A 22502-nucleotide genomic window follows, 5' to 3' on the forward strand; every position below is an offset into this window, starting at 1 on the left:
ACCGACCCCGCAATACGATTGATAGCGCCCTTTGCACTTAACCCGAAACATTTTTTGCTCCCGCGAGCAAATAGCGCTTGCTCCCGCGAGCAAAACTGGCAATAGTGATGGTGAGGATGGCAACAAACTGGTTGCCCGGGAGGAAAAATTGCTAAAAATTGGTTTGCTCGGCGCGGGCCGAATTGGCCGCGTCCACGCTGTAAATATCGCTGGTCATGCCGCAAGTACGCTTGCCGCCGTCTCCGATGTGAATGAAGAGGCTGCGCAATCTCTTGCTGCGGCCTATGGTGCTCGGGCGCTTGGCACGGATGCCATTCTCGCGGACGCTTCGATCGATGCGGTCCTGATTGCCACATCGACCGATACCCATTCCGATCTGATCGAAAAGGCGACAGCTGCCGGCAAGGCAGTGCTGTGCGAAAAGCCCGTCGATCTCTCGCTGGAGCGGGCCAAGGCCTGCCTTGCCAAAACCGCCGACAGCGGGAAACCGGTCATGATCGGCTTCAACCGCCGCTTCGATCCGAACTTCGCAGCGGTCCGGGCGGCTCTTTCCGCCGGAGATATCGGCAAGGCGGAACTGCTGTCGATCACGTCGTTCGATCCCGCGCCGCCGCCGGTCAGTTATATCAAGGTCTCAGGCGGCCTGTTCCGCGACATGATGATCCATGATTTCGATATGGCGAATTTCATGATGGGCGGCGCGCCGGCTTCAATCCATGCGGTTGGCACGTCGATCGTGGATCCGGCGATCGGGGCAGCCGGCGATGTCGATACGGCCGTGGTGACACTGACCTATGCCGATGGCCGCATTGCGGTCATCAAGAATAGCCGTCGGGCGGTCTACGGCTATGATCAGCGTCTGGAACTGCTGGGCTCGGAGGGACTGCTTTCGGCCGCCAATATCCTCGAAAACACGGTTTCGAAGGCAACGAAAGCGGGCGTCACCAGCGCCAAGCCCGAGTTTTTCTTTCTCGAACGCTACATGCGCGCCTATGCAATCGAGTGGGACGCCTTCGTCTCGTCCATAGTCAATGGCACGCCGCTGCCGGTCTCGCTGGAAGACGGCATTGCGGCGCTGGCGCTCGCCGAGGCGGCAACGCAATCGGCCAAATCCGGGCAACCGGTCAAGCTGGCGCTTTGAATTCAAGTGGCGTCCAGGCGACGCCGCAATCCAATGATCGGGAATGCCGGGATGGAGGCGCTTCCGACATCAGTATCCGGGCCAAGGGGCCGGAGGGAGTGGACGCTCGGGAGTGGCGTCCAATGAAACTCAAATGGGAGGATAGCATGAATAAATTTCTAGCAGCTGTCGCAACTGCTGCCGTGATCGCGGCAGCCGGGCCAGCCTTTGCCACCGACATCGTCGTCGTCGCACATGGCCAGGCCAACGACCCTTTCTGGTCGGTGGTCAAGAACGGTGTCGAGAAGGCCGGCAAGGACACAGGCGCAAACGTCGAGTTTCGCTCGCCTGAGACCTTCGATATGGTGCAGATGAGCCAGATGATCGACGCTGCCGTCAATCAGGAGCCTGATGGCCTCGTGGTTTCGGTGCCCGACGCAGATGCGCTCGGTCCGTCGATTGAACGCGCCGTCGCAGCCGGCATTCCGGTCATCACCATGAACTCCGGCTCCGACGTGTCGCACAAGCTTGGCGCACTTCTGCATGTCGGTCAGTCGGAATTCGACGCTGGCGAGATCGCCGGCAAGAAACTGGCCGAAATGGGTGGAACCAAGGGCATTTGCGTCAACCAGGAAGTGGGCAATGTGTCGCTCGATCTGCGTTGCCAGGGCTTTGAAAAGGGCTTTGCTCATCCTGTAACGGTTATCCCGACCCAAAACGATCCGGCAGAGGTCGAAGCCAAGGTTCGTGCCGCGCTTGAATCCGATGCCGATGTCGATACCGTTCTCGGTCTCGGTGCATCGCTTGTCGGCGAACCTGCCGTCAAGGCAGCGCAGGCTCTCGGTCGCGACAAGGTTCTGATCGCATCCTTCGATCTCTCGGCAGGCTTCCTGCAGGATGTTGCTGACGGCAAGGCCGCCTTTGCAATCGACCAGCAGCAATTCCTGCAGGGCTATCTGCCCGTGGTCTTCCTCGCGCTCAACGCAGAATACGGCTTGATGCCTGGCGGTGACGTGCCGTCCGGCCCGAACCTTGTCACCAAGGACAGCGCAGCCAAGGTCATCGACCTGTCTGCCAAGGGTATCCGCTAAGCACAGTCATCCAGGCCGCGTGTTTGTCGCGCGGCCTGGTCAACGACGGGGAGGAAGCCATGTCGACCGATACAACGGTGCAAGCGGACGAGCGGATCAAGACCGAGTCCTTTGCCACCAAGCTGATGAAACGACCGGAATTGGGGGCCATCGGGGGCGTTATCCTCGTCACCGTTTTTTTCCTGATCACTGCCGACCGCACGATGTTCACTCTATCGGGCATCATGAACTTCATGACGCCTGCAGCCCAGCTCGGCATTCTCGGCATCGCCGCTGCAATGCTGATGATCGGTGGCGAATTCGACCTTTCAATCGGCTCGATGGTGGCATTTTCCGGCATGTTGTTCGGCGCCTTCACCGTGAATATCGGCATGCCGCTGATCATTGCCATTCCCCTGACCATGGGGTTTGCCGCAGCCTTGGGCGCGGCCAACGGGATGATTGTCATCCGTACCGGATTGCCCTCGTTCATCGTCACATTGGCAGGTCTCTTCATCCTGCGCGGCGCAGCGCTTGTCGGCCTGAAGATTTTCACCGGCGGTTCGACCCAGCTGCGCGGCATTCGCGAAGCGGTCGATGGCGATTTCCTGATGCCGATTTTTTCCGGCGACGCCTTCGATTTCCTGTTCAAATGGCTGGCCGATATCGGTGTGGTCGAGACGTTCAAATCCGGCGCGCCGAAAGTGTCTGGCGTTCCGGTCGAGATTGTCTGGTTCGTCCTGTTTGCGCTGGTGGCAACCTATGTGCTGCTGCGCACGCCTGCCGGTAACTGGATCTTTGCGACCGGGGGCGATTCCCTTGCGGCACAGAATTCAGGCGTGCCGGTCAAACGCGTGAAGATCTCGCTGTTCATGCTGACCGCGATGGCGGCCGCGCTGGTTGCCATTATCACAGTCATCGATGCGGGCTCCACCGATGCGCGTCGCGGCTTCATGAAGGAGTTCGAGGCCATTATCACCGCGGTCATTGGCGGTTGCCTTCTGACCGGCGGCTACGGATCGGCGATTGGTGCCTTCTTCGGTGCAATCATATTCGGCATGGTGACCATCGGCCTCACCTACACCAAGTTCGATCAGGACTGGTTCCAGATCTTTCTTGGCGGAATGCTTCTGCTCGCGGTGATCTTCAACAACGTCATCCGCAGACGCGTGACCGGGGAGCGCTGACATGACCGCACCGATCATTCATATGGAAAACATCAAGAAGCAATATGGCAATGTCATTGCGCTGAACGGTGTCACATTCGACGTCACGGCAGGCGAATGCCATTGCCTGCTGGGCGACAACGGGGCCGGCAAGTCGACCTTCATCAAGACCATGTCCGGCGTCCACAAGCCAACCGAGGGCACAATCACTTTCGAAGGCAAGGCACTGTCCTTCGACAGTCCCCGAGACGCCATGGAGGCTGGCATTGCCACCGTGTTCCAGGATCTTGCAATGATCCCGCTGATGTCGGTAACCCGCAACTTCTTCATGGGGCGCGAGCCTACGAAGGGGCGGGGACTGTTCAAGCGTTTCGATCTGGAAACCGCAAACGAGATCACCATGAAGCAGATGCGCAAGATGGGCATCAACCTGCGTGGTCCCGACCAGGCGGTCGGCACGCTCTCCGGCGGCGAACGTCAAACGGTCGCTATTGCCCGGGCGGTCTATTTCGGTGCGAAGGTTCTGATCCTCGACGAACCGACCTCGGCGCTCGGCGTGCGCCAGACCTCCAATGTTCTGGCCACCATCAACAGGGTTCGTGAACAAGGCATCGGCGTTGTCTTTATCTCGCACAATGTGCGCCATGCCATGGCCGTGGGCGACCGCTTCACCGTGCTCAATCGCGGCCAGACGCTCGGCACCGCCACCAAGGGCGAGATCACCGCGTCCGAATTGCAGGACCTGATGGCCGGCGGACAGGAAATGGCGGAACTGGAAGGCTCGCTCGGCGGGACCATCTGATCGAATGGCGGACGGCGTGCAGGCCGTCCGTCCTTACATGGAAAACGGGGATAGCATGTCGCATCCAATGCCTCAAAAACCTCTTGGTATCGCCCTGATCGGCACTGGTTTCATGGGCAAATGCCATGCCATGGCCTGGCGTAACGTGGCGACCGTCTTTGGTGGTGCGCATCCGCGGCTGGAAATTCTGGCCGACGCGACTGATGCGCAGGCAGCGGCTTTTGCCGCACAGTTCGGCTTTGCCCGGGCAACCGCCCGCTGGGAAGATGCCGCGACCGATCCCGATGTCGATATCGTCTCCATCACCGCACCCAATGGCATGCACCGCCCGATGGCGGAAGCCGCGCTGAAGGCCGGCAAGCATGTCTGGCTGGAAAAGCCGATGGCACTCACGCTTGACGACGCGCGCGCCATGGCAACCCTCGCCGCGGCGCATTCGGGGCAGATGACGATCCTCGGATACAACTATTTGCGAAGCCCCGCATTTCAGGCGGCGCGGCGCATGGTCAGCAGCGGCGAGATCGGCAAGCCGATGGCTTTTCGCGGCGTCTATGACGAAGACTATTCCGCCGACCCGCTCCTCCCGTGGTCCTGGCGGATGACTCACGAAGGTGGCGGTCTGGGCGCACTGGGCGACCTCGGTTGCCACCTCGTGAGCCTTATGACCGCCTTGATGGGGCCGGTGAGCGAGATTACCGCCCAGACACAGATTGTCGTAGACAACCGGCCATCCCCCGATGGACCAAAGCCTGTCGAGAATGAAGACAGCGCCTTGGCGCTCATCCGCTTTGCTTCCGGCGCACAGGGGTCGTTTGCCACTTCGCGCGTCGCTCGGGGGCGCAAATGCCGGCTGCAATGGGAGATCCATGGCACCGAAGGCAGCATCGTGTTCGACCAGGAAAACATGAATGAGCTGTGGGTTCACAGATCTGGCGAGGCCGGCTTTACCAGGCATCTGACGGGACCCGAGCAGCCTGACTTTACAGCCTTTTGCCCGGCACCCGGACATAATTTCGGCTTCAACGAGCAAAAGGTGATCGAGGCGCGCGACCTGTTGAGCGCCATTGCCGGTGGACCAGCCTGCGGACCTGATTTCGCACAAGGGCTTGAGATCGAAAAGGTCATTCACGCCATGGCGGCCTCCCATGGTGCTGCCATACGGATTGAAAGGTAGTCGGTATGACGAAAACACTGGATGTCATCACCATCGGTCGAGCGGGTGTCGACCTCTATGGCGCGCAGATCGGCGGCCGTCTGGAGGACATGGGCTCGTTTGAGAAATATATCGGCGGTTCCCCCACCAACATTGCCTGCGGCAGTGCGCGGCTCGGCTTGAAGACCGCGTTGATCAGCCGCGTTGGCAACGAGCACATGGGCCGCTTCATCCTGGAGCAGTTGAAGCGGGAAGGGGTGTCCACGCAAGGCGTGAAGACCGATCCGGACCGTCTGACCGCTTTGGTGATCCTCGGCATCCGTGACGACGAGCAGTTTCCGCTGATTTTCTACCGCGAAAACTGTGCCGACATGGCGCTGTGCGAAGACGATATCGATGAAGACTTCATCGCTTCGGCGCGTGCCGTTGTGGTCACCGGCACCCATCTCAGCAATCCGAGCACGGAAGCGGCCGTCATCAAGGCGCTGAAGCTGGCGCGCATGCACGGACTGCGCACCGCACTGGATATCGACTACCGCCCCAATCTCTGGGGCGTGGCCGGTCATGGCGACGGCGAAAGCCGTTTCGTCGAAAGCGCAAAGGTAACAGCCAAACTGCAGGCCACGCTTCATTATTTCGATCTGATCGTCGGCACCGAAGAGGAATTCCACATCGCCGGCGGATCGACAGATACGCTTGCGGCACTGCGCGCTGTGCGCTCCGTCAGCAAGGCGACCCTCGTGTGCAAGCGCGGCCCGTTGGGTGCCGTCGCCTTCGAGGCCGATATTCCCGGCAGCCTCGATGACGGACAGTCCGGTCAAGGGTTTCCAATCGAGGTGTTCAACGTCCTGGGCGCGGGCGACGGGTTTTTCTCCGGTCTGTTGCGCGGCTGGATGACGGACCAGGACTGGCCGACATCGCTCAAATTCGCCAATGCCTGCGGCGCGTTTGCAGTCAGCCGCCACGGCTGCACACCGGCCTATCCAAGCTGGGAAGAGCTGCAGTTTTTCCTCAAGCGCGGCGTTGTTCAACCCGATTTGCGCAATGATGCCGAACTCGAGCAGATCCACTGGTCCACGACGCGGCAAAAGCGCGTGAACGGCGACTGGTCGACCATGCGCGTCTTTGCCTTCGATCATCGCGCGCAGCTGGAAGAGATGGAGGGCTATAGCCTGCATAAGGGCGCGGCCTTCAAGGAGCTTTGCCTCGATGCGGCGCTCAAGGTTCAGGCGGGCCGCCATGGCTACGGCATTCTCTGCGACAACCGCATCGGCCGCTCGGCCTTGCACCGCGCCTCCGGTTCGGGGCTTTGGGTTGGGCGACCGACAGAATGGCCCGGCTCCCGTCCGCTCAATCTGGAGCCGGAACTGGGCAGCGATTGCGGGACGCTCACGGAATGGGCACGCGAGGACGTGGTCAAGGTTTTGTGTTTCTGCCATCCGGACGACACACCCGAGATGCGCGGCGAGCAGGAAGCAACGGTCAAGCGTCTGTTCGAGGCATCCCGCCGCAACAAGCTGGAATTCCTGCTGGAAGTCATTCCCTCCAAGGTCGGCCCGGTGGACGATAACACCACTGCGACCCTGATCCAGCAGTTCTATCAGGCGGGCATCTATCCGGACTGGTGGAAACTGGAGCCGATGAAGACCAATGGTGGCTGGGAGAATGCCATAGCGGCCATCGAAAGCCATGACACCCACACACGCGGCATTGTCGTCCTTGGCCTGGACGCGCCGGAGCAGGACCTGTCGGCCAGTTTCCAGATCGCAGCGCGCTTCGATCTGGTCAAAGGGTTTGCCGTCGGTCGAACAATCTTTGGCGATGCAGCACGGGCCTGGCTGAAGGGCGAGATCGACAATACCGCTGCCGTCGAACAAATGGTGACGCGCTATGCGCGGCTCTGTGAAATCTGGGATGCGGCGCGTGGCAAGGCACGGGAGCAGGCAGCATGAACACGATCAGACTGACGGCAGCACAAGCCATGGTAAAATGGCTCTCGGCGCAAATGACCGAAGACGGCGAACGTTTTATAGACGGAGTCTGGGCAATCTTCGGCCACGGCAATGTGGCCGGGATTGGTGAGGCGCTGCAGAAGGCCGGCAACAGCCTGCCGACCTGGCGTGGCCAGAACGAACAGACCATGGCCCATGCGGCAATCGCCTATGCCAAGGCAAAGAAGCGCCGCCGCGCCCAGGCGGTTACATCCTCCATCGGCCCGGGTGCGACAAACATGGTGACAGCGGCAGCACTTGCCCATGTGAACCGTCTGCCGCTGCTGCTGATCCCCGGCGACGTCTTTGCCAATCGACGGCCGGATCCGGTCCTGCAGCAGATTGAGGATTTCGACGACGGCACCGTGACCGTCAATGACTGCCTGCGACCGGTCAGCCGCTATTTTGACCGTATCATGCGGCCCGAGCAACTGTTGACTGCACTGCCACGCGCCTTGAGGGTGATGACCGATCCTGCCAATTGTGGACCAGTGACATTGTCCTTCTGCCAGGACGTGCAGGCCGAGGCCCATGACTGGCCAGAGGAATTCTTCGAGCGCAAGGTCTGGCGTATTCGCAGGCCGGCGCCCGACAGCAGGGACATTCAGGATGTCGCAGCAGTCATCCGCGCTGCGCGCAATCCCGTCATCGTCGCCGGCGGCGGCGTGATCTACAGCGAAGCTGAACAGGTGCTGGCCGACTTCGCGACCCGCCACGCCATTCCTGTCATCGAAACCCAGGCGGGAAAATCCTCTCTGGCACAAAGCCATCCGATGAATTTCGGTGCCGCTGGTGTTGACGGATCGGCAGCGGCGAACGCGCTGGCCCGCAAGGCAGACGTGATTATTGGCGTCGGCACGCGCTTCCAGGATTTCACCACCGGCTCGTGGTCGCTTTTCGAGGCGCAAGACCGCAAGCTCGTCTCGATCAATGTGCATGGCTATGATGCCGACAAGCATGGCGCGCTCGGACTGGTCGCCGATGCAAGGGTCGCGCTTGAGGCATTGTGCGCGGCGCTGGGCGACCACCAGGCGCCGGCACCGGACGAAGAAGCGCGAGCCGAATGGCTGGCAGCAGTCGATCGCCACTGTGCAGCGCCTGGTCAGGACGCGACAGGCAATCTGCCGACAGATGCGCAGGTGATCGGAGCGGTGCAGCGCGCGACCGGCGATGATGCGATCGCCATGTGTGCTGCCGGCACGATGCCTGGCGCTCTGAAGCTGCTCTGGCAGCCAAGCCAGGGTGGCTATCACATGGAATACGGGTTTTCCTGCATGGGCTACGAAATCGCCGGTGCGATGGGCCTCAAGCTGGCGCGCCCCGAGCGGGAGGTGATCTGCTTCGTTGGCGATGGTTCCTACATGATGGCCAATTCCGAACTGGCAACCGCCGTCATGCGCAAGGTGCCGTTCACCGTCGTCCTGACGGACAATCGTGGCTATGGCTGCATCAACCGGCTTCAGCAGGCCAGCGGCGGCGAGCAATTCAACAATCTCTACAAGGATTGCAATGTCGAACAGCAGCCGCATATCGATTTCGTCGCTCACGCGGCGGCCATGGGCGCTCATGCCGTGAAGGCAGCCGATATCGCCGATCTCGAGACCCAGATTGCCGCAGCACGCGGACGCGACATTCCCACCGTCATCGTCATCGACACCGATCCTATGCCAGGTCCGGGTTTTGGCGACGCCGGACATTGGTGGGACGTGGCCGTGCCGCAGGTGGGCACCACAGACAAGCTTAGCCAGGCCTATGCGCGCTACCTTGAGGGTGCAGTACGCCAGAAACTCGTGAATTAAGGACAGACGATGATCCGTTTCGGCACCAACCCCATTGCCTGGGCCAATGACGACGACCAGACCCTGGGCGCCAACATCCCAACCGACCAGATCCTGCGCGAGGCCGCCAGGATCGGCTTTGACGGAATCGAGAATGGCCATCGTTGGCCTGCTGATCCCGAAGAACTGAAGCAACTGCTTGGCTCCTATGGACTTGCGTTCATCTCCGGCTGGTACTCGCTCAATCTGCTGGCGCAATCCGTTGAGGCGGAGAAGACGGCAATCCAGCCGCATCTCGACAGGCTCAAGCATAATGGCTGCACGGTCTGCATCGTCTGCGAAACCTCCAATACCATTCAGGGCAGCCAGACCCCGCTGTCACAAAGCCCGGTTCTTTCGGGAGACGAGATGCGGGCCTTCGGTGCAAAGGTCGAGGAACTGGCTGCCTTCACTGCGGCTCAAGGCATTGCCCTTGTCTATCATCATCATATGGGCACGGTGGTGGAAACCCCCACGGAGATCGACGCTTTCATGGCGGCGACAGGCCCGGCGACGCGCCTGCTCTTTGATGCAGGCCACTGCTTCTTCGGTGGCAATGGCAGCGATCCAGCGCCGGTGCTGCGCAAATATGCCGATCGTGTCAGCCATTTTCACGCCAAGAATGTCCGCCCTTCAGTCATGCGCCAGGTGCGCGAAACAGGCATGTCCTTCATGGACGGCGTGCGCGCCGGCGTGTTCACGGTTCCGGGCGATGCAGAAGGCGGCGTCGAATTCGCGCCATTGCTGCAGATCCTCAAGGAGGCAGGCTATGACAGCTGGATCGTCATTGAGGCTGAACAGGATCCGGATGTCCACAACCCGTTCGAATATCAATCCTTGGGCCTGAAAACGCTGAAGGCCGCAGCGGCCGAGACCGGCCTGATCTGAAAACCACCACAGGGAGACCCACCATGGCCAATCTTCTCCACCGCCCTTTCGGCAGCCACGGCAAGGTGCATGACATCACCCCGGCCTCCGCCGGCTGGCGTTATGTCGGCTTTTCGCTCTATCGGCTGCGCGCAGGCGAGCAGGCGTGCGAGGTGACCGGCGACCGGGAAGTCATTCTGGTGGTGGTGGAGGGCAAGGCGGCAATCCGGGGGGCAGACAAGGACTGGGGGGTGCTGGGCGAGCGCATGAATGTGTTCGAGAAAACGCCGCCGCACTGCCTCTATCTGCCAGACGGCACGGACTGGGAGGCTGTGGCCGAGACCGACTGCGTCATCGCAGTCTGCTCGGCGCCCGGAAAGGGCGGTCACGCCGCCCGCCGCATCGGTCCCGATGGCATCACGCTGACACAGCGGGGCGAGGGCACGAACACGCGCTACATCAACAATATCGCCATGGAAAACGAGGACTATTGCGACTCGCTGTTGGTGACCGAGGTGTTTACTCCTGCAGGCCACTGGTCGAGCTATCCAAGTCATCGCCATGACGAGGATGATTTCCCGCGGATTACCTATCTGGAGGAAACCTATTATCACCGGCTCGACCCGGCTGATGGCTTCGGTGTGCAGCGCGTCTATACCGACGACCTGCAGCTCAACGAAACCATGGCTGTGCACGACGGCGATGTGGTCTGCGTGCCGCGTGGTCACCATCCCTGTGGCGCGCCGCATGGTTTCCAGATGTATTATCTCAACGTCATGGCCGGCCCCTTGCGGAAATGGCGCTTCGTCGCGGCCCCTCCGGTCGAGCATCTGATGCGCTGATCCCAGACCTTTTTCTCAGGAAGTTCGACCATGGAACAGCCCTTCATCCTTGCCGCCTGTGCCGAAATGCTCTGGCGCGACAGACCGATCGAATGGCGCGCGGCACGCCTTGCCGAAATGGGCTTTGAAGTCGGCCTCTGGAACTGGCCGGATCACGACCTGGCCGCGCTGGAGAAATCCGGTGCCACATTTTCCATCATGAACGGCTATCTGACCGGTCGGCTCGCCGACGACGAAGGGGCCGATGAACTGCTGCGCTCGGCGCGCGAGACTGCTCAGGTCGGCAAACGGCTCGGCGTGGCCCGTCTGAACCTCCATGGCACGGGTCTGGGCGAGGGCGGATTGCCGGCGATACCCCGCGAAATCGTCACCGGCGCCATGTGGCTGAAGGCGCGCGACACGCTGGCCCGCATTGCCGACATGGCGGATCAGGAAGACGTTATCTTCACCCTGGAAAATCTCAACCTGCCGGTCGATCATCCCGGCACGCCCTTCGGCCGCGCCGCAGACACACTGGCACTTGTCTCCTCCGTCGACCATCCGCGGCTCAGGCTCAATCTCGACCTCTACCATGCCCAGATCGGTGAGGGGAACCTGATCGAAACCTGCCGTGCCTGCCTGCCATGGGTCGGAGAAATTCAGGTGGCTGACGTGCCCGGACGCTGCGAGCCGGGAACCGGCGAAATCAATTACCCTGTGATCGCGCGCGCTCTCAATGAGATGGGTTATCGCGGCCCGGTCGCCATGGAGGCCTATGCCACCGGCGATCCGCAAGACGCACTCGAGGCTTTTCGCGCGGCCTTCACGATATAGCGCCAAGGTCCATCGGTGAAACCCGAGGGGAATTTGAGTGTCCAGACTTTAGAACAACGCTCGATCTTGTCTCGCTTTCAGTGGCAACGCGACCCGATCAGGCCTCGGCTTCGATGCGTACGGGGATCGACTTGGATGCCGGCGTTTTCGACAAAGCGTCATGATGGTCGATGGCGATCAGAACATTGCATTCGGGATAGTAGGAACAGATCGTGCCTCTCGGCAGCTTGTGCGGGGTTACTTTCAAGCCACCGAGAACGCGACGCCGACCGTCTTCATAGTCGCTGACCAGTCGAACCGTCTGCCCCGGCTCCAGCCCTGCTGCTGCAATATCAGCTTCACACATCAGCACGACGTCGCGGGTACCTTCTATACCGCGAAAGCGATCCGAATACCCGTAGATCGTGGTGTTGAACTGGTCATTGGAGCGCATGGTCAGCAGGCTGTACCGCCCGGGCTTGTCCTCAAATGCGAGTGAATTGAGCTGTTCAGGGCTGGTGAAGATCGCTTTCTTTTCCGGCGTGTTCCAGATCCGCTCATGAGCGCCATTGCCGCGATAAAAGCCGCCGGGGGTAAATATCCGCTTGTTGTAATCCGTGAAATCTTCCGGATAGGTCTGTTCGATCAGATCGCGGACGAGACTGTAGTCACCGACCCATTCCGACCATTTGACGTTCGGATTGGGTTTGAGGGTCGCGTCGGCAAGGCCAGCGACGATGGCCAGTTCGCTCTTCAACTGCCTGGACGCGGGCGTGCGCTTGCCGGTCGAACCATGGATATGAGAAAAGCTGTCCTCGATGGTGATCGCCTGATTACCGGTTGCCTGTTCGTCGCGTTCCGATCTCGCAAGACAGGGCAGGATATAGGCTTTTTTCGCCGGGAACAGATGACTGCGGTTGAGCTTGGTCGAGACCATGACCGAAAGCTCTTGCGCTGCCCAGCCCCGTTCCATCTCTTCCTGTTCTGGCACGGCACGGAGCAGATTGCCGCCAAGGGAGATGAATGCCTTGATCTCGCCCGACATCAAACCCTTCACCGCATCGACGATATGGGTGCCGTCCTCAGTCGGGGGATCGAAGTCGAACAGGGCCTTCAGCTTGTCCATGGGGACCAGCTTGGCTTTCTCGGCAATACCGACCGTCCGCTGACCTTGGACGTTGGAGTGACCGCGGACAGGACAGCAGCCGGCACCTTCGCGACCGATATTGCCTCGGAGAAGAAGCAGGTTGACCAGCATTGCAATATTGAGAGCGCCGTGGGCATGCTGGGTGAGCCCCATACCGTAAACGCCGATTACCCGCTCCGCCTCGACATAGACCTGACCGGCCGCGCGCAAGGCGTTTTCGGAGAGGCCGCTCTCGCGTTCAATGTCGTTCCATTGCGCTTCACGCACGCAGTCGATGAATTTTTCGAAACCGGTCGTGTGCTGATCGATGAAGTCCAAGTCCAGCACGCGCTTTTCGCCATTTGCCCTGGCCAGATCGTCTGCCTCGACCACGACCTTGCAAAGGCCCATAATTGCGGCCACGTCACCGCCGCTGCGGACCTGGAGATACTGATCGGAGATCTGGGTCTCGTGTCCTGTCAGCATGTCGGTCGGGCTTTGCGGATTGACGAAGGAGACCAGGCCCTGCTCCATCACCGGATTGAAGGTGACGATCCTGGCTCCGCGCTGCTTGGCCTCCTGAAGAGGATGCAGAAAACGAGGGCTGTTGGAGCCGGGGTTCTGGCCGAAGAAGAAGAAACAATCCGTCTTTTCCAGATCGTCCCAGACAATGGTGCCGACCGGGGAGCCGATGACTTTGGTGAGCCCGACCGACGTCGTCTCGTGGCACATGTTTGAACTCTGCGGAAGATTATTGTTGCCGTAAAGCCTGGCGAACAGGGCGTATAAATAGGATGCCTCCAGCCCAGCATGGCCGGACGAATAGAAGACGACGTCTTTGGGGTCGAGGTGGTTGAGCGTCGCGGCGATGGCGGTGAATGCCTCGTCCCAGCTGATTTCCACATATCGATCCGTCGCCGTATCATAGCGCATGGGGTGAGTGAGCCGGCCTGTCATTTCGAGATCATGATCTTTCCACGATCTCAGGTCGCCAACAGTATGGCTCTCCCAAAAATCCGGGCCGCACCGAGCGCTAGTCGTTTCCCAAAGGGTAGCCTTGGCGCCATTTTCACAGAATTCGAATGCGCTGTAATTGGCAGGCTTGGGCCAGGCACAGGAGGCACACATATACCCGCCCGGTTTGTTCTGGCGACGAAGCGTGTCTATCGCAGCGGGAGTGGGCCAGGCATCTCCATAGATACGGGCCATGGATTTCAACGAGCCCCAGCCGCCTGCGGGCCCCTCGGATTCAGGATTTGTGATCTCGTCAGTCATGGAGGGCCTCCTGCGGTTCGCTAGGAAATCGAACGCGACAGATGTCTGAAGGTTTCCAGATGGACGAAGTTTAATCTTCTGCTATCGGCGAGACCGATCAGCCCGCAAAGGCTCCGCAAAGGCTCCGCAAAAGTCAGCACCGGGCTGCATATAAATCAATACCCGCGTTCAGGATGCGACATAGCTGCAGCTTATTTTCAACGCATGCACCCAATGCTCTGTCGCGCCCTTGCGCCTTTTGAAACCTGCGCTATCGTTTACCCGCGATTCGTCGCCTGGAGGATTTATGCGTCAGCAACAAAAGACGTTCATCATTGAGCGAAAGACATCCCGTAAAATAAAGTCTGATACCGGCAAGCCCTCGATATGGGGCAAGCTGGATCTCACTGTGGATCAGGATGAGACGTTTGAAAGTGGCCCGACCGATGAAACGGTCGCCGTAAAGGACCATGAACCGCGCTGAAAATCAGCGGTCGCATCTTGCTTTGCCGTGCTGGCAGATAACCGAGCCCTTAAAATTCGACCTCGAGCTCTATGATTTCATCCGGCTCAGCGATGGCGTCATTGGTCCACTCGACCATTAACGGCCAAGAAAACACGGTCTCGCAATAGGCAGCCAGCAGCGGCTCCAGATCTACGGAATAGGTGCGAAAGCGGCTGCAGACCGGTGCATACATGGCATCGGCGACAGTCGGTGTCGTGCCAAACAGCCACGGTCCGCCGCTCTTTTCCAGACATTCGGTCCATATCGTCTTGATACGCTCGACATCCGGTCGCGCGCCTGAGAAAATCTTGAAGCTTTTATGGGTGGACTTCAGGTTCATCGGCAAGGCGGACCTGAGATTGTGGAAGCCGGAATGCATTTCGCCGGAGATGGACCGGCAGCGCGCCCGGGCCGCCTGGTCTTTGGGCCACAGCCCCGCCTCTGGAGCCAGTTCGTGGAGATATTCGGCGATTGCCAGCGTATCCCATACCGCCACGTCCTTATGGGTCAAGCGCGGCACAAGAACGGATGGCGACAGAAGCAGCAATTCCTGACGGGCCTCGTCATCCAGCTCCACCAGGATCTCGGTAAAGTCCAGTCCTGCCATCTTGCACAACAGCCAACCTCGCAACGACCAGGAAGAGTAGTTCTTGGAGGAGATTGTGAGTGTCGCCTGTGACATCGAAGTCTATCCCTGTCGGAAATCTTATGCGTGCTGCAACAATGTTCTCGCATAGCGGGATCTAATGCACTAGCATTTTTTGCAATGCAGCAATTGCGTTGCGACGGGGTTTTTCGATGATGCTCTATCAAACCTACCAGTTTCAGGACGATCTGATGGCGCCGATGCGCGACCTCGCCCGAAGACTGCAGAGCTTTACGCCCGCAGCCCTGTTTGAGCCGGTCGCCGAAATGTCGCGCTATTTCGGCGCTGCAATGGAACTGATTTCTCGCTTCGAGATCATCCATACAGCACCGCCCTTTGAAATTTCGTCTGTTCTGATCGGCAATCAGGATGCGCCGGTGACGATCGAGACTGTCCTGGACCTTCCCTTCGGCAAGCTGCTGCACTTTGCCGTGGATGTCGATACGCCGCGGCCTCGGGTCCTCGTGGTTGCTCCTCTGTCCGGACATTTCGCGACACTTCTCAGGGGAACAGTCCAGACCCTGCTTAAAGATCATGATGTCTATATTACGGACTGGGCCAATGCCCGTGACGTTCCGGTCTCTGCCGGTCGCTTCGGCATCGATGATTACGTTGATTATGTCGTGCGTTTTCTGGAGGAAATAGGGCCGGGCGCACATGTGCTGGCCGTTTGTCAGCCCTGCGTGCAGGCGCTGGCCGCGGTCGCGGTGATGTCTGAGGACAATCATCCGGCAACACCACGCACCATGACACTGATGGCCGGACCGATCGATCCGCGCGAAAGCCCGACCAAGGTCAACGAGCTTGCCGTATCCAAGCCGCTCTCCTGGTTCGAACGCACCCTCATCAGCACGGTGCCCCACCGCCATGGCGGCGGCGGCAGACGGGTTTATCCTGGCTTCCTGCAACTGGTCGCCTTCATGTCCATGAATATGGAACGCCACCTTCAGGCCCATCGGAACCTGTTCGAGCATCTGGGAAAGGGTGAGGTCGAGAAGGCGGAGAAAATCAAAACCTTCTATGACGAGTATTTTGCCGTTCTGGACATGACCGAGGAGTTCTACATCGAGACGATTGATCGGGTCTTCCAGAAAGCGGAACTGGCAACCGGCCGCTTTACCCATCATGGCCGCAAGGTCGATCCGGCGCATATCCGCAACACGGCCTTGTTGACCGTGGAAGGGGGACGCGACGATATCTGCGCACTGGGCCAGACATCGTCCGCCCACGAATTGTGTCGTTCGCTGCGCCCTCACTTGAAGCGACATCATCTGCAGGCAAATGTCGGCCATTACGGCGTCTTCAACGGCAGGCGCTGGGAGACGGAAATCTATCCGGTGGTGCGCAACATGATCCTGGCGATGGAATAGCAAAGGCGAAGGGCACGCCCGTCCCTCTTGAACCGGGCGGCCAAAATCCTTTCGCTTCGGGTTACAATAGCGCACGCGGGGCCTACATATGCTCGCATCCTTCATAGCTTGATCCGGGCCCAATGCTGCTCACTCTTCGCGATGTCACGAAATCCTACACCACCGTCGAGGGACGGTTAGAGATCCTGAGGGGCATCGACCTCGATCTCGATGCCGGGGAAAGCGTGGCGCTGACCGGCGAATCCGGGAGCGGCAAGAGCACCCTGCTGCACCTTGCCGCCGGACTGGACCGGGCCGATGCCGGCGAAATCGTTTCCAGCGGGCTTTCGCTTGCCAGCCTCGATGACAAAGGACGGGCCGAATACAGGCGCCGCTCCGTCGGCCTTGTATTTCAGCAGTTCAACCTCATTCCATCGCTCGATGTCGCGGCCAATATCTCCTTCCATGCAAAGCTCGCGGGCAGGCATGATCCGGCATGGGAAAGCGAGCTTGTTGCGCTTCTGGGGGTCGAGACACTTCTTTCGCGCTACCCGGAGCAACTTTCCGGGGGACAGCAGCAGCGGGTGGCGATTGGCAGAACGCTGGCTGCAAAGCCGCCGCTGGTGCTGGCCGACGAACCGACCGGAAATCTGGACGAGGCAACGGGCGATGCTGTCCTCTCGGTCATGCTGTCTCTGACGAAGAGTGCAGGTGCTGCATTGCTGATGGTGACCCATTCCTCGCGGTTGGCGGGGAAGCTCGATCGCCGGGTTCACCTGCATCGCGGAAAGATTGCCTGATGCTCAAGACCGCAGCCACGGCCCTTCTGGCGCATTGGCGACGTCGCCCGTTACAGCTTGCCACGCTTCTGCTCGGGCTTTCTCTGGCGACCGCGCTTTGGTCCGGCGTCCAGGCAATCAATGCAGAGGCAAGGGCAAGTTATGCGCGCGCTGCCTCGGTGCTGGATCAAAACGCACTGACCCAACTGGTACCCCGGGACGGTGAGACAATACCGCTCAGCACCTACGCCAGATTGCGGCGGGCGGGATGGAATGTGTCACCAGTCCTTGAGGGTGATCATCGCTTTGGCACCCGGCGCGTACGCATCATCGGGATGGACCCACTGACCATGCCTGCCAAGGAAAGCGGGTTTGAGACTGGCGGTGCAGATAAGCTGACCGCATTCATAAGCGAGCCCGGAATCTTGATGGTGTCTCCGGCGACTGCGGTGCGGCTCAAAGGCGAAACCGAGATGGCCGTTCAGGTCTCGCCCGATATGCCGGACGGTGCCGCCTTTGTCGATATCGGAATCGCCGAGCGCATACTCGACAGACGTGGCGAGCTCAGCCGACTGGTGGTCTCACCGGACCAACGTCCCGATCTGCCTTCGCTTGAAACGCTTGCGCCAGAGATCGTTACCAGGCCTGCCGGCGAGCGACCCGACGTCGCCCAGTTGACTGACAGCTTTCATCTCAATCTGACGGCCTTTGGTTTCCTTGCCTTTGCCGTTGGCCTGTTCATCGTTTACGCCGCAATCGGGCTTGCCTTTGATCAGCGAAGAGCGACCTTCAGGACCTTGCGTGCACTCGGCCTGCCTTTGTCATCGCTGATTTTACTGGTCATCGGCGAACTCCTGGTTCTGTCATTGCTGGCCGGACTTGTCGGTGTGACTGCCGGGTATTTTGTCGCCTCGCTGCTTCTTCCAGGCGTGGCGGCAACCCTGCAAGGGCTTTATGGTGCAAGTGTTCCGGGCACCTTGTCCATTCGGCCCGAATGGTGGGCAACCGGTATTGGCATTGCAGTTTGCGGAACATTTGTCTCGTCCGTGCAAAGCCTGTGGCGGGTGCACAAAATGCCATTGCTGGCCGCAGCGCAACCACGCGCCTGGGCACGGGCGACTGCCCTCGGTTTGAAGCTTCAGGTCCTGTCCGGTCTGGCGCTGCTGGCCGCAGCTTTGGTTCTGGCGGTATTCGGACACGGGCTTGTCATCGGCTTTGCGGTGTTGGGGGCCTTGCTTCTGGGGGCTGCGCTCCTGTTGCCGGGCCTGTTGTCTACGGTACTTGCCGCGATGCAGAAGCGTTCTTCGGGCGCGCTCATCACCTGGTTCTGGGCTGATACGCGCCAGCAGCTTCCGGGTCTATCTCTCGCCCTGATGGCACTGCTTCTGGCACTCGCTGCCAATGTGGGCGTCGGAACCATGGTTTCCAGTTTTCGCCTCACTTTTGTCGGCTGGCTGGATCAGCGCCTGGCAGCGGAGCTTTATGTGACAGCCCGCGATGAAAATGAGGCAGCGCGACTAAGAGCGTGGCTTCCGTCCCATTCGACATCCGTGCTGCCGATCTGGAGCGTGGAAGGCGAGGTATTGGGCGACCGGCTTCAGATCTACGGTGCTGCAGCAAGCGATGCCACCTACCGGGACCACTGGCCGCTTCTGTCCGGCACAGCCGATGTCTGGGATCGCGTGGCAGATGGCGAAGGCGCGCTGATCAATGAGCAGCTCTGGCGTCGCAAGGGGCTTTCCGTCGGCGACACGCTGGCCATGCCTGGAGATTGGGACATCCCCATTGTGGGCGTCTATTCTGACTACGGCAATCCGAAGGGACAGGTCATTATCGGCATCGACACTTTGTCCGCCCATTACCCCGATGTTGCCAAGCTCAGATATGGTGTGCGCATCGATCCTGCCGAAGCACCAACCCTGCGTGGCCTGCTGACCTCTGAATTCGGTCTTCCCGCCGACAATATTATCGATCAGGCCGCGCTGAAGAGGCAATCGCGCGCGGTCTTCGATCAGACGTTTGCCGTGACCGGTGCGCTTAATGTCTTCACGCTGGGTGTTGCGGGTTTTGCGATGTTTTCGAGCCTTCTGACGCTGTCGGGCATTCGCCTGCCACAGCTTGCGCCCGTCTGGGCCATGGGTATCCGCCGTCGCGATCTGGCTCTGCTCGAAGTCCTGCGCACTCTGGCACTGTGGTTTGCAACCTTCATTGCCGCAGTGCCTGTTGGCCTTGGACTGGCCTGGGTGCTTTTGGCGATCGTCAATGTCGAGGCATTCGGTTGGCGCCTGCCGCTCAGGATCTTTCCCCTCGACTGGCTGATACTCGGCCTGGCTGCACTCCTGGCGGCGCTGGTTTCGGTTTTTATCCCGATACGCAGACTGGCAAAAATCGGTCCAGCGGAATTGCTGAGGGTTTTCACCAATGAACGCTAAACAGATATTGGCAGTTCTTGTAACTCTTGCATTGAGCATCGCGCAGCCCATGACTGCCATGGCACAAGGCTTCGCCGGGCTGGGGTCGACGGCCAATGGCTTTGCCATTCCACGTCGGGACAGCCCGATCCAGTTTCCCGCCGACCATGGCGCACATACTGACTACCGGATCGAGTGGTGGTATGTGACAGCCAACCTGACTGGCGAGGACGGAGCGCAATACGGGGTGCAGTGGACACTCTTTCGCTCTGCACTTGCACCCAAGAGCGAAGAGGGTTGGTCCGATCCACAGCTTTGGATGGGCCATGCCGCCTTGACCACGAAGGACCAGCATCTCGTGGCGGAAAAACTGGCCCGTGGCGGCATTGGTCAGGCGGGAGTGGATGTCGCGCCATTCTCGGCCTGGATCGACGACTGGCAATTGAATGGGATGGCACCATCCGGCGGCGACCCGTTGGATGATGTGAGCCTGCACGCAACCGGCAAAGGCTTCAGCTACACACTGGCCATGACAGCCAAGGGGCCGTTGGTCTTGCAGGGCGATCACGGTTTTTCGGTCAAGTCTGCCCAAGGACAGGCGAGCTATTACTATTCACAGCCCTTTTACGAGGTCACGGGGTCGCTCAACATTGGGGCCAGGACCATTCGGGTCCATGGAAAAGCCTGGCTCGACCGAGAATGGTCGTCACAACCACTGGCCAAAGACCAGACGGGATGGGACTGGTTCTCCCTGCATCTGAACAGCGGCGAAAAACTGATGGCCTTCCGCCTGCGGGATAGTGGTGAAGGTTACACATCCGCGACCTGGATCGCTGCCGATGGCACGCCGACATCTTTGCCAACCGGATCGGTTGAGATGTCACCCGTACGCTCGGCCCATGTTGGGGACCGAGATATCCCGGTGGCCTGGCGGGTGCAAATCCCCGAGCGGGGTTTCGACGTGACGACGACTCCGTTGAACGACCAGTCCTGGATGGCAACTCGAACGCCGTACTGGGAAGGGCCGATCACCTTTGACGGGAGTTCGACAGGCGAGGGATATCTGGAAATGACGGGATATGAGTGAGGCGGGCGTCCCTTGAATTGCCGCACTTGCCTCAGCCCGCCCATGGTCAATTCACTCAGTGCCTGACCGGTGCATAAAGCCGCCCGAGCAGAATTGGCGTCAGATACATCGGCACCTGATAACAGGCGATGAAGAGCAGCAAGGGCTCGGTAACCGAGGCAGGTAGCGCGGTCAGGAACAGCATTGCGTTACGGTTCCCAGCGATGATGGAATAGGCCGTAAGCGATGCAGACGGTCCGCGTGCGCGCATGGCGCCGAAGACCAGCAATTGCAGGCCGAAGTTCACAGCAAAAGCAGCAACCAAGCTTGTAATCAGTGATCCCGGATGGTTGGCAAAAGCCGGGCCTATCGCCGACATCAGGCCGATGACAGCGACGGCCATCACCAGTGCCGAGAAGCCATCGATTGCCGTCATTGTCGCAGCGCTTGGTCGCGGCAGGGCGAAATGCCTGATGGCGAAGGCAAGGGCTGCCGAAAGGCCGATCAACCCCACAAGTTTCAGCGAGGCAAAGATGACGGTGCCGGCCGTGCCGAATGCCGGCCACAAGGCAAAGGCGGGCAGCACCGTGAGCGGCAGGAGCGCTGTGCCGACGATCAGCAATCTCAGTGCCGGCGCCGGATCATTACCTGTCAGAAGCGTGAGGTTTGGGCTGCCGGAAATCGGCGATGCCGCGGTGACCAATACGGCGGCTGTGACGAGCGGACCGCTGAGGCCGAGGGCCAGAAAGACAAGCCCCAGGCCGCAGGGTAAAGCGATCTGGTAAAGAACCACCATGGCGAGAGACGCGCGTATCTCGGTCAGCTTGCCAAAGGCCTGTGCCGGCCCGATCCGCAAGGCTGCGACAAACAGCATGACGGCGACCATTTCCGGGATCATGGGTCGCAAGAGTGCCGCGAGGGCGGGGAAGGCGATGCCCGCCACCAATCCGGCGACCAGCACATAACGGCCGTGGCGTGCGAAAAAATGAAGCACCGGGTACAGCAGGGTCACAGAGCGCCTCGCAAAATCAGGATCAGCGCTGCTGCTGCCGAAACGGCCAGCAAGGCCGGTCGGAAGCGCTTATCGAAGCGGGCACCAAATTGACGGGCGATAAAGGTGCCGAGCAACATTGGCGGAAGCATGAGTGCGGCCAGCATCAGGTCATGCAGGCCGGCCCATCCGCTCACATAGAGCCCGCCCAGCGACAAGATACAGCCGATGGCGAAGAAGGCGGACAGAGTGGGGCGCGCCTGCGCCGGCGAGCGATCCTGATAGATGAGCGCCAGCGGCGGCGCACCCACCGAGGTGATCGTTCCCAACAGACCTGAAATCACAGACATCGCCAGCAGTGTTGTGCGGTTGAAGACAAGCTTCCAGCCGATTACCGATAACAACACCGCAGCTGCGATCATCAGACCGAACAACAGTGTGAAGGTGTCGCGGTTCGGCAGCGCTGCCAGCACAAAGGTGGCTGCAAACACGCCGCAGAGGCGGCCGGTCACTCCAAGGCCCACTTCGCTCCAGACAATTGCGTCACGCTCGCGCCATGCGCCCCAGACTGCCGTGATCATGCCGAGAAAGAGCGTGGGGGCCGGCACCAGTTGCGGGTCTATCAGTGCCAAAAGCGGTGCTGCCGTGAGGCCGAAGCCCATGCCGAGCCCCGCCTGTACGATTGCCGCGGCAACCACGATGGCAAACACCGCAGCCAGAAGAAGCGGCGAGGAAAGAAGGTCCTGGGTCAATAT

19 protein-coding genes are annotated in these 22502 nt (G+C 60.1%); 15 read left to right on the plus strand and 4 right to left on the minus strand.

All coding sequences use genetic code 11. The annotated features are described in order from the left end of the window. Positions 1-148: 148 nt before the first annotated feature. The 10 genes from iolG to ACWPM9_RS22720 all read left to right on the plus strand — a co-directional run bounded on the left by iolG (position 149) and on the right by ACWPM9_RS22720 (position 11641). Entirely contained in the window at positions 149-1141 is a 993-nt protein-coding gene (gene iolG / locus ACWPM9_RS22675) for an inositol 2-dehydrogenase (protein WP_484758090.1), read from the plus strand. Positions 1142-1287: 146 nt separating this feature from the next. Next, entirely contained in the window at positions 1288-2211 is a 924-nt protein-coding gene (locus ACWPM9_RS22680) for a sugar ABC transporter substrate-binding protein (RefSeq protein ID WP_428188824.1), read from the plus strand. Between the two features lie 59 nt (positions 2212-2270). Further along, the gene (locus tag ACWPM9_RS22685) at positions 2271-3377 is read left to right on the plus strand and encodes an ABC transporter permease (protein WP_484758091.1); all 1107 of its coding nucleotides are present in this window, start codon (positions 2271-2273) and stop codon (positions 3375-3377) included. Position 3378: 1 nt separating this feature from the next. After that, positions 3379-4158, plus strand: coding sequence for an ATP-binding cassette domain-containing protein (locus ACWPM9_RS22690; RefSeq protein ID WP_484758092.1), 780 nt, complete (start codon positions 3379-3381; stop codon positions 4156-4158). Positions 4159-4213: 55 nt separating this feature from the next. Then, positions 4214-5332, plus strand: a complete 1119-nt coding sequence (locus ACWPM9_RS22695; RefSeq protein ID WP_484758093.1) for a Gfo/Idh/MocA family protein — start codon at positions 4214-4216, stop codon at positions 5330-5332. Positions 5333-5337: 5 nt separating this feature from the next. After that, the gene (locus ACWPM9_RS22700; RefSeq protein WP_484758094.1) at positions 5338-7263 is read left to right on the plus strand and encodes a bifunctional 5-dehydro-2-deoxygluconokinase/5-dehydro-2-deoxyphosphogluconate aldolase; all 1926 of its coding nucleotides are present in this window, start codon (positions 5338-5340) and stop codon (positions 7261-7263) included. Then, positions 7260-9101 carry a 3D-(3,5/4)-trihydroxycyclohexane-1,2-dione acylhydrolase (decyclizing) gene (gene iolD, locus ACWPM9_RS22705; RefSeq protein WP_484758095.1) on the plus strand — a complete coding sequence of 614 codons (1842 nt, stop codon included), beginning with the start codon at positions 7260-7262 and terminating at the stop codon, positions 9099-9101. The genes ACWPM9_RS22700 and iolD overlap by 4 nt, the downstream gene beginning before the upstream one ends. Before the next feature lie 9 nt (positions 9102-9110). Further along, complete coding sequence (gene iolE, locus ACWPM9_RS22710; protein WP_428188818.1) at positions 9111-10007, plus strand: myo-inosose-2 dehydratase; 897 nt, start codon at positions 9111-9113, stop codon at positions 10005-10007. A 23-nt stretch (positions 10008-10030) separates the two neighbouring features. Further along, on the plus strand, positions 10031-10828 hold the full coding sequence (iolB, locus tag ACWPM9_RS22715) for a 5-deoxy-glucuronate isomerase (RefSeq protein ID WP_484758096.1): 798 nt from the start codon (positions 10031-10033) through the stop codon (positions 10826-10828). Between the two features lie 30 nt (positions 10829-10858). Continuing rightward, the gene (locus ACWPM9_RS22720) at positions 10859-11641 is read left to right on the plus strand and encodes a TIM barrel protein (protein WP_484758097.1); all 783 of its coding nucleotides are present in this window, start codon (positions 10859-10861) and stop codon (positions 11639-11641) included. Positions 11642-11738: 97 nt separating this feature from the next. Here the strand turns inward: ACWPM9_RS22720 and ACWPM9_RS22725 are convergent, their stop codons facing one another. Beyond that, the gene (locus ACWPM9_RS22725; RefSeq protein ID WP_484758098.1) at positions 11739-14021 is read right to left on the minus strand and encodes an FdhF/YdeP family oxidoreductase; all 2283 of its coding nucleotides are present in this window, start codon (positions 14019-14021) and stop codon (positions 11739-11741) included. 286 nt (positions 14022-14307) lie between these two features. Between ACWPM9_RS22725 and ACWPM9_RS22730 the strand changes: the two genes are divergently transcribed. Beyond that, the gene (locus tag ACWPM9_RS22730; protein WP_428188814.1) at positions 14308-14484 is read left to right on the plus strand and encodes a hypothetical protein; all 177 of its coding nucleotides are present in this window, start codon (positions 14308-14310) and stop codon (positions 14482-14484) included. Positions 14485-14533: 49 nt separating this feature from the next. Here the strand turns inward: ACWPM9_RS22730 and ACWPM9_RS22735 are convergent, their stop codons facing one another. Continuing rightward, positions 14534-15187 (minus strand): glutathione S-transferase, encoded by a 654-nt coding sequence (locus ACWPM9_RS22735; RefSeq protein WP_428188813.1) that lies wholly within the window; start codon positions 15185-15187, stop codon positions 14534-14536. A 119-nt stretch (positions 15188-15306) separates the two neighbouring features. Between ACWPM9_RS22735 and ACWPM9_RS22740 the strand changes: the two genes are divergently transcribed. From ACWPM9_RS22740 to ACWPM9_RS22755, 4 genes are all read left to right on the plus strand, one after another. Further along, a complete protein-coding gene (locus ACWPM9_RS22740) occupies positions 15307-16521 on the plus strand; it encodes a polyhydroxyalkanoate depolymerase (RefSeq protein WP_484758159.1) in 1215 nt (404 codons plus the stop codon). A gap of 122 nt (positions 16522-16643) precedes the next feature. Beyond that, entirely contained in the window at positions 16644-17300 is a 657-nt protein-coding gene (locus ACWPM9_RS22745) for an ABC transporter ATP-binding protein (RefSeq protein ID WP_484758099.1), read from the plus strand. Beyond that, complete coding sequence (locus tag ACWPM9_RS22750) at positions 17300-19711, plus strand: FtsX-like permease family protein (RefSeq protein ID WP_484758100.1); 2412 nt, start codon at positions 17300-17302, stop codon at positions 19709-19711. Before ACWPM9_RS22745 ends, ACWPM9_RS22750 begins: the two co-directional genes overlap by 1 nt. Further along, complete coding sequence (locus ACWPM9_RS22755; protein ID WP_484758101.1) at positions 19701-20777, plus strand: lipocalin-like domain-containing protein; 1077 nt, start codon at positions 19701-19703, stop codon at positions 20775-20777. The genes ACWPM9_RS22750 and ACWPM9_RS22755 overlap by 11 nt, the downstream gene beginning before the upstream one ends. A gap of 55 nt (positions 20778-20832) precedes the next feature. Here the strand turns inward: ACWPM9_RS22755 and ACWPM9_RS22760 are convergent, their stop codons facing one another. Next, positions 20833-21768 carry a hypothetical protein gene (locus ACWPM9_RS22760; RefSeq protein WP_484758102.1) on the minus strand — a complete coding sequence of 312 codons (936 nt, stop codon included), beginning with the start codon at positions 21766-21768 and terminating at the stop codon, positions 20833-20835. Beyond that, the gene (locus ACWPM9_RS22765; RefSeq protein ID WP_428188808.1) at positions 21765-22499 is read right to left on the minus strand and encodes a TSUP family transporter; all 735 of its coding nucleotides are present in this window, start codon (positions 22497-22499) and stop codon (positions 21765-21767) included. Before ACWPM9_RS22765 ends, ACWPM9_RS22760 begins: the two co-directional genes overlap by 4 nt. Between the last annotated feature and the right edge of the window lie 3 nt (positions 22500-22502).

The sequence above is a fragment of the Agrobacterium sp. H141 genome, from assembly GCF_057158725.1.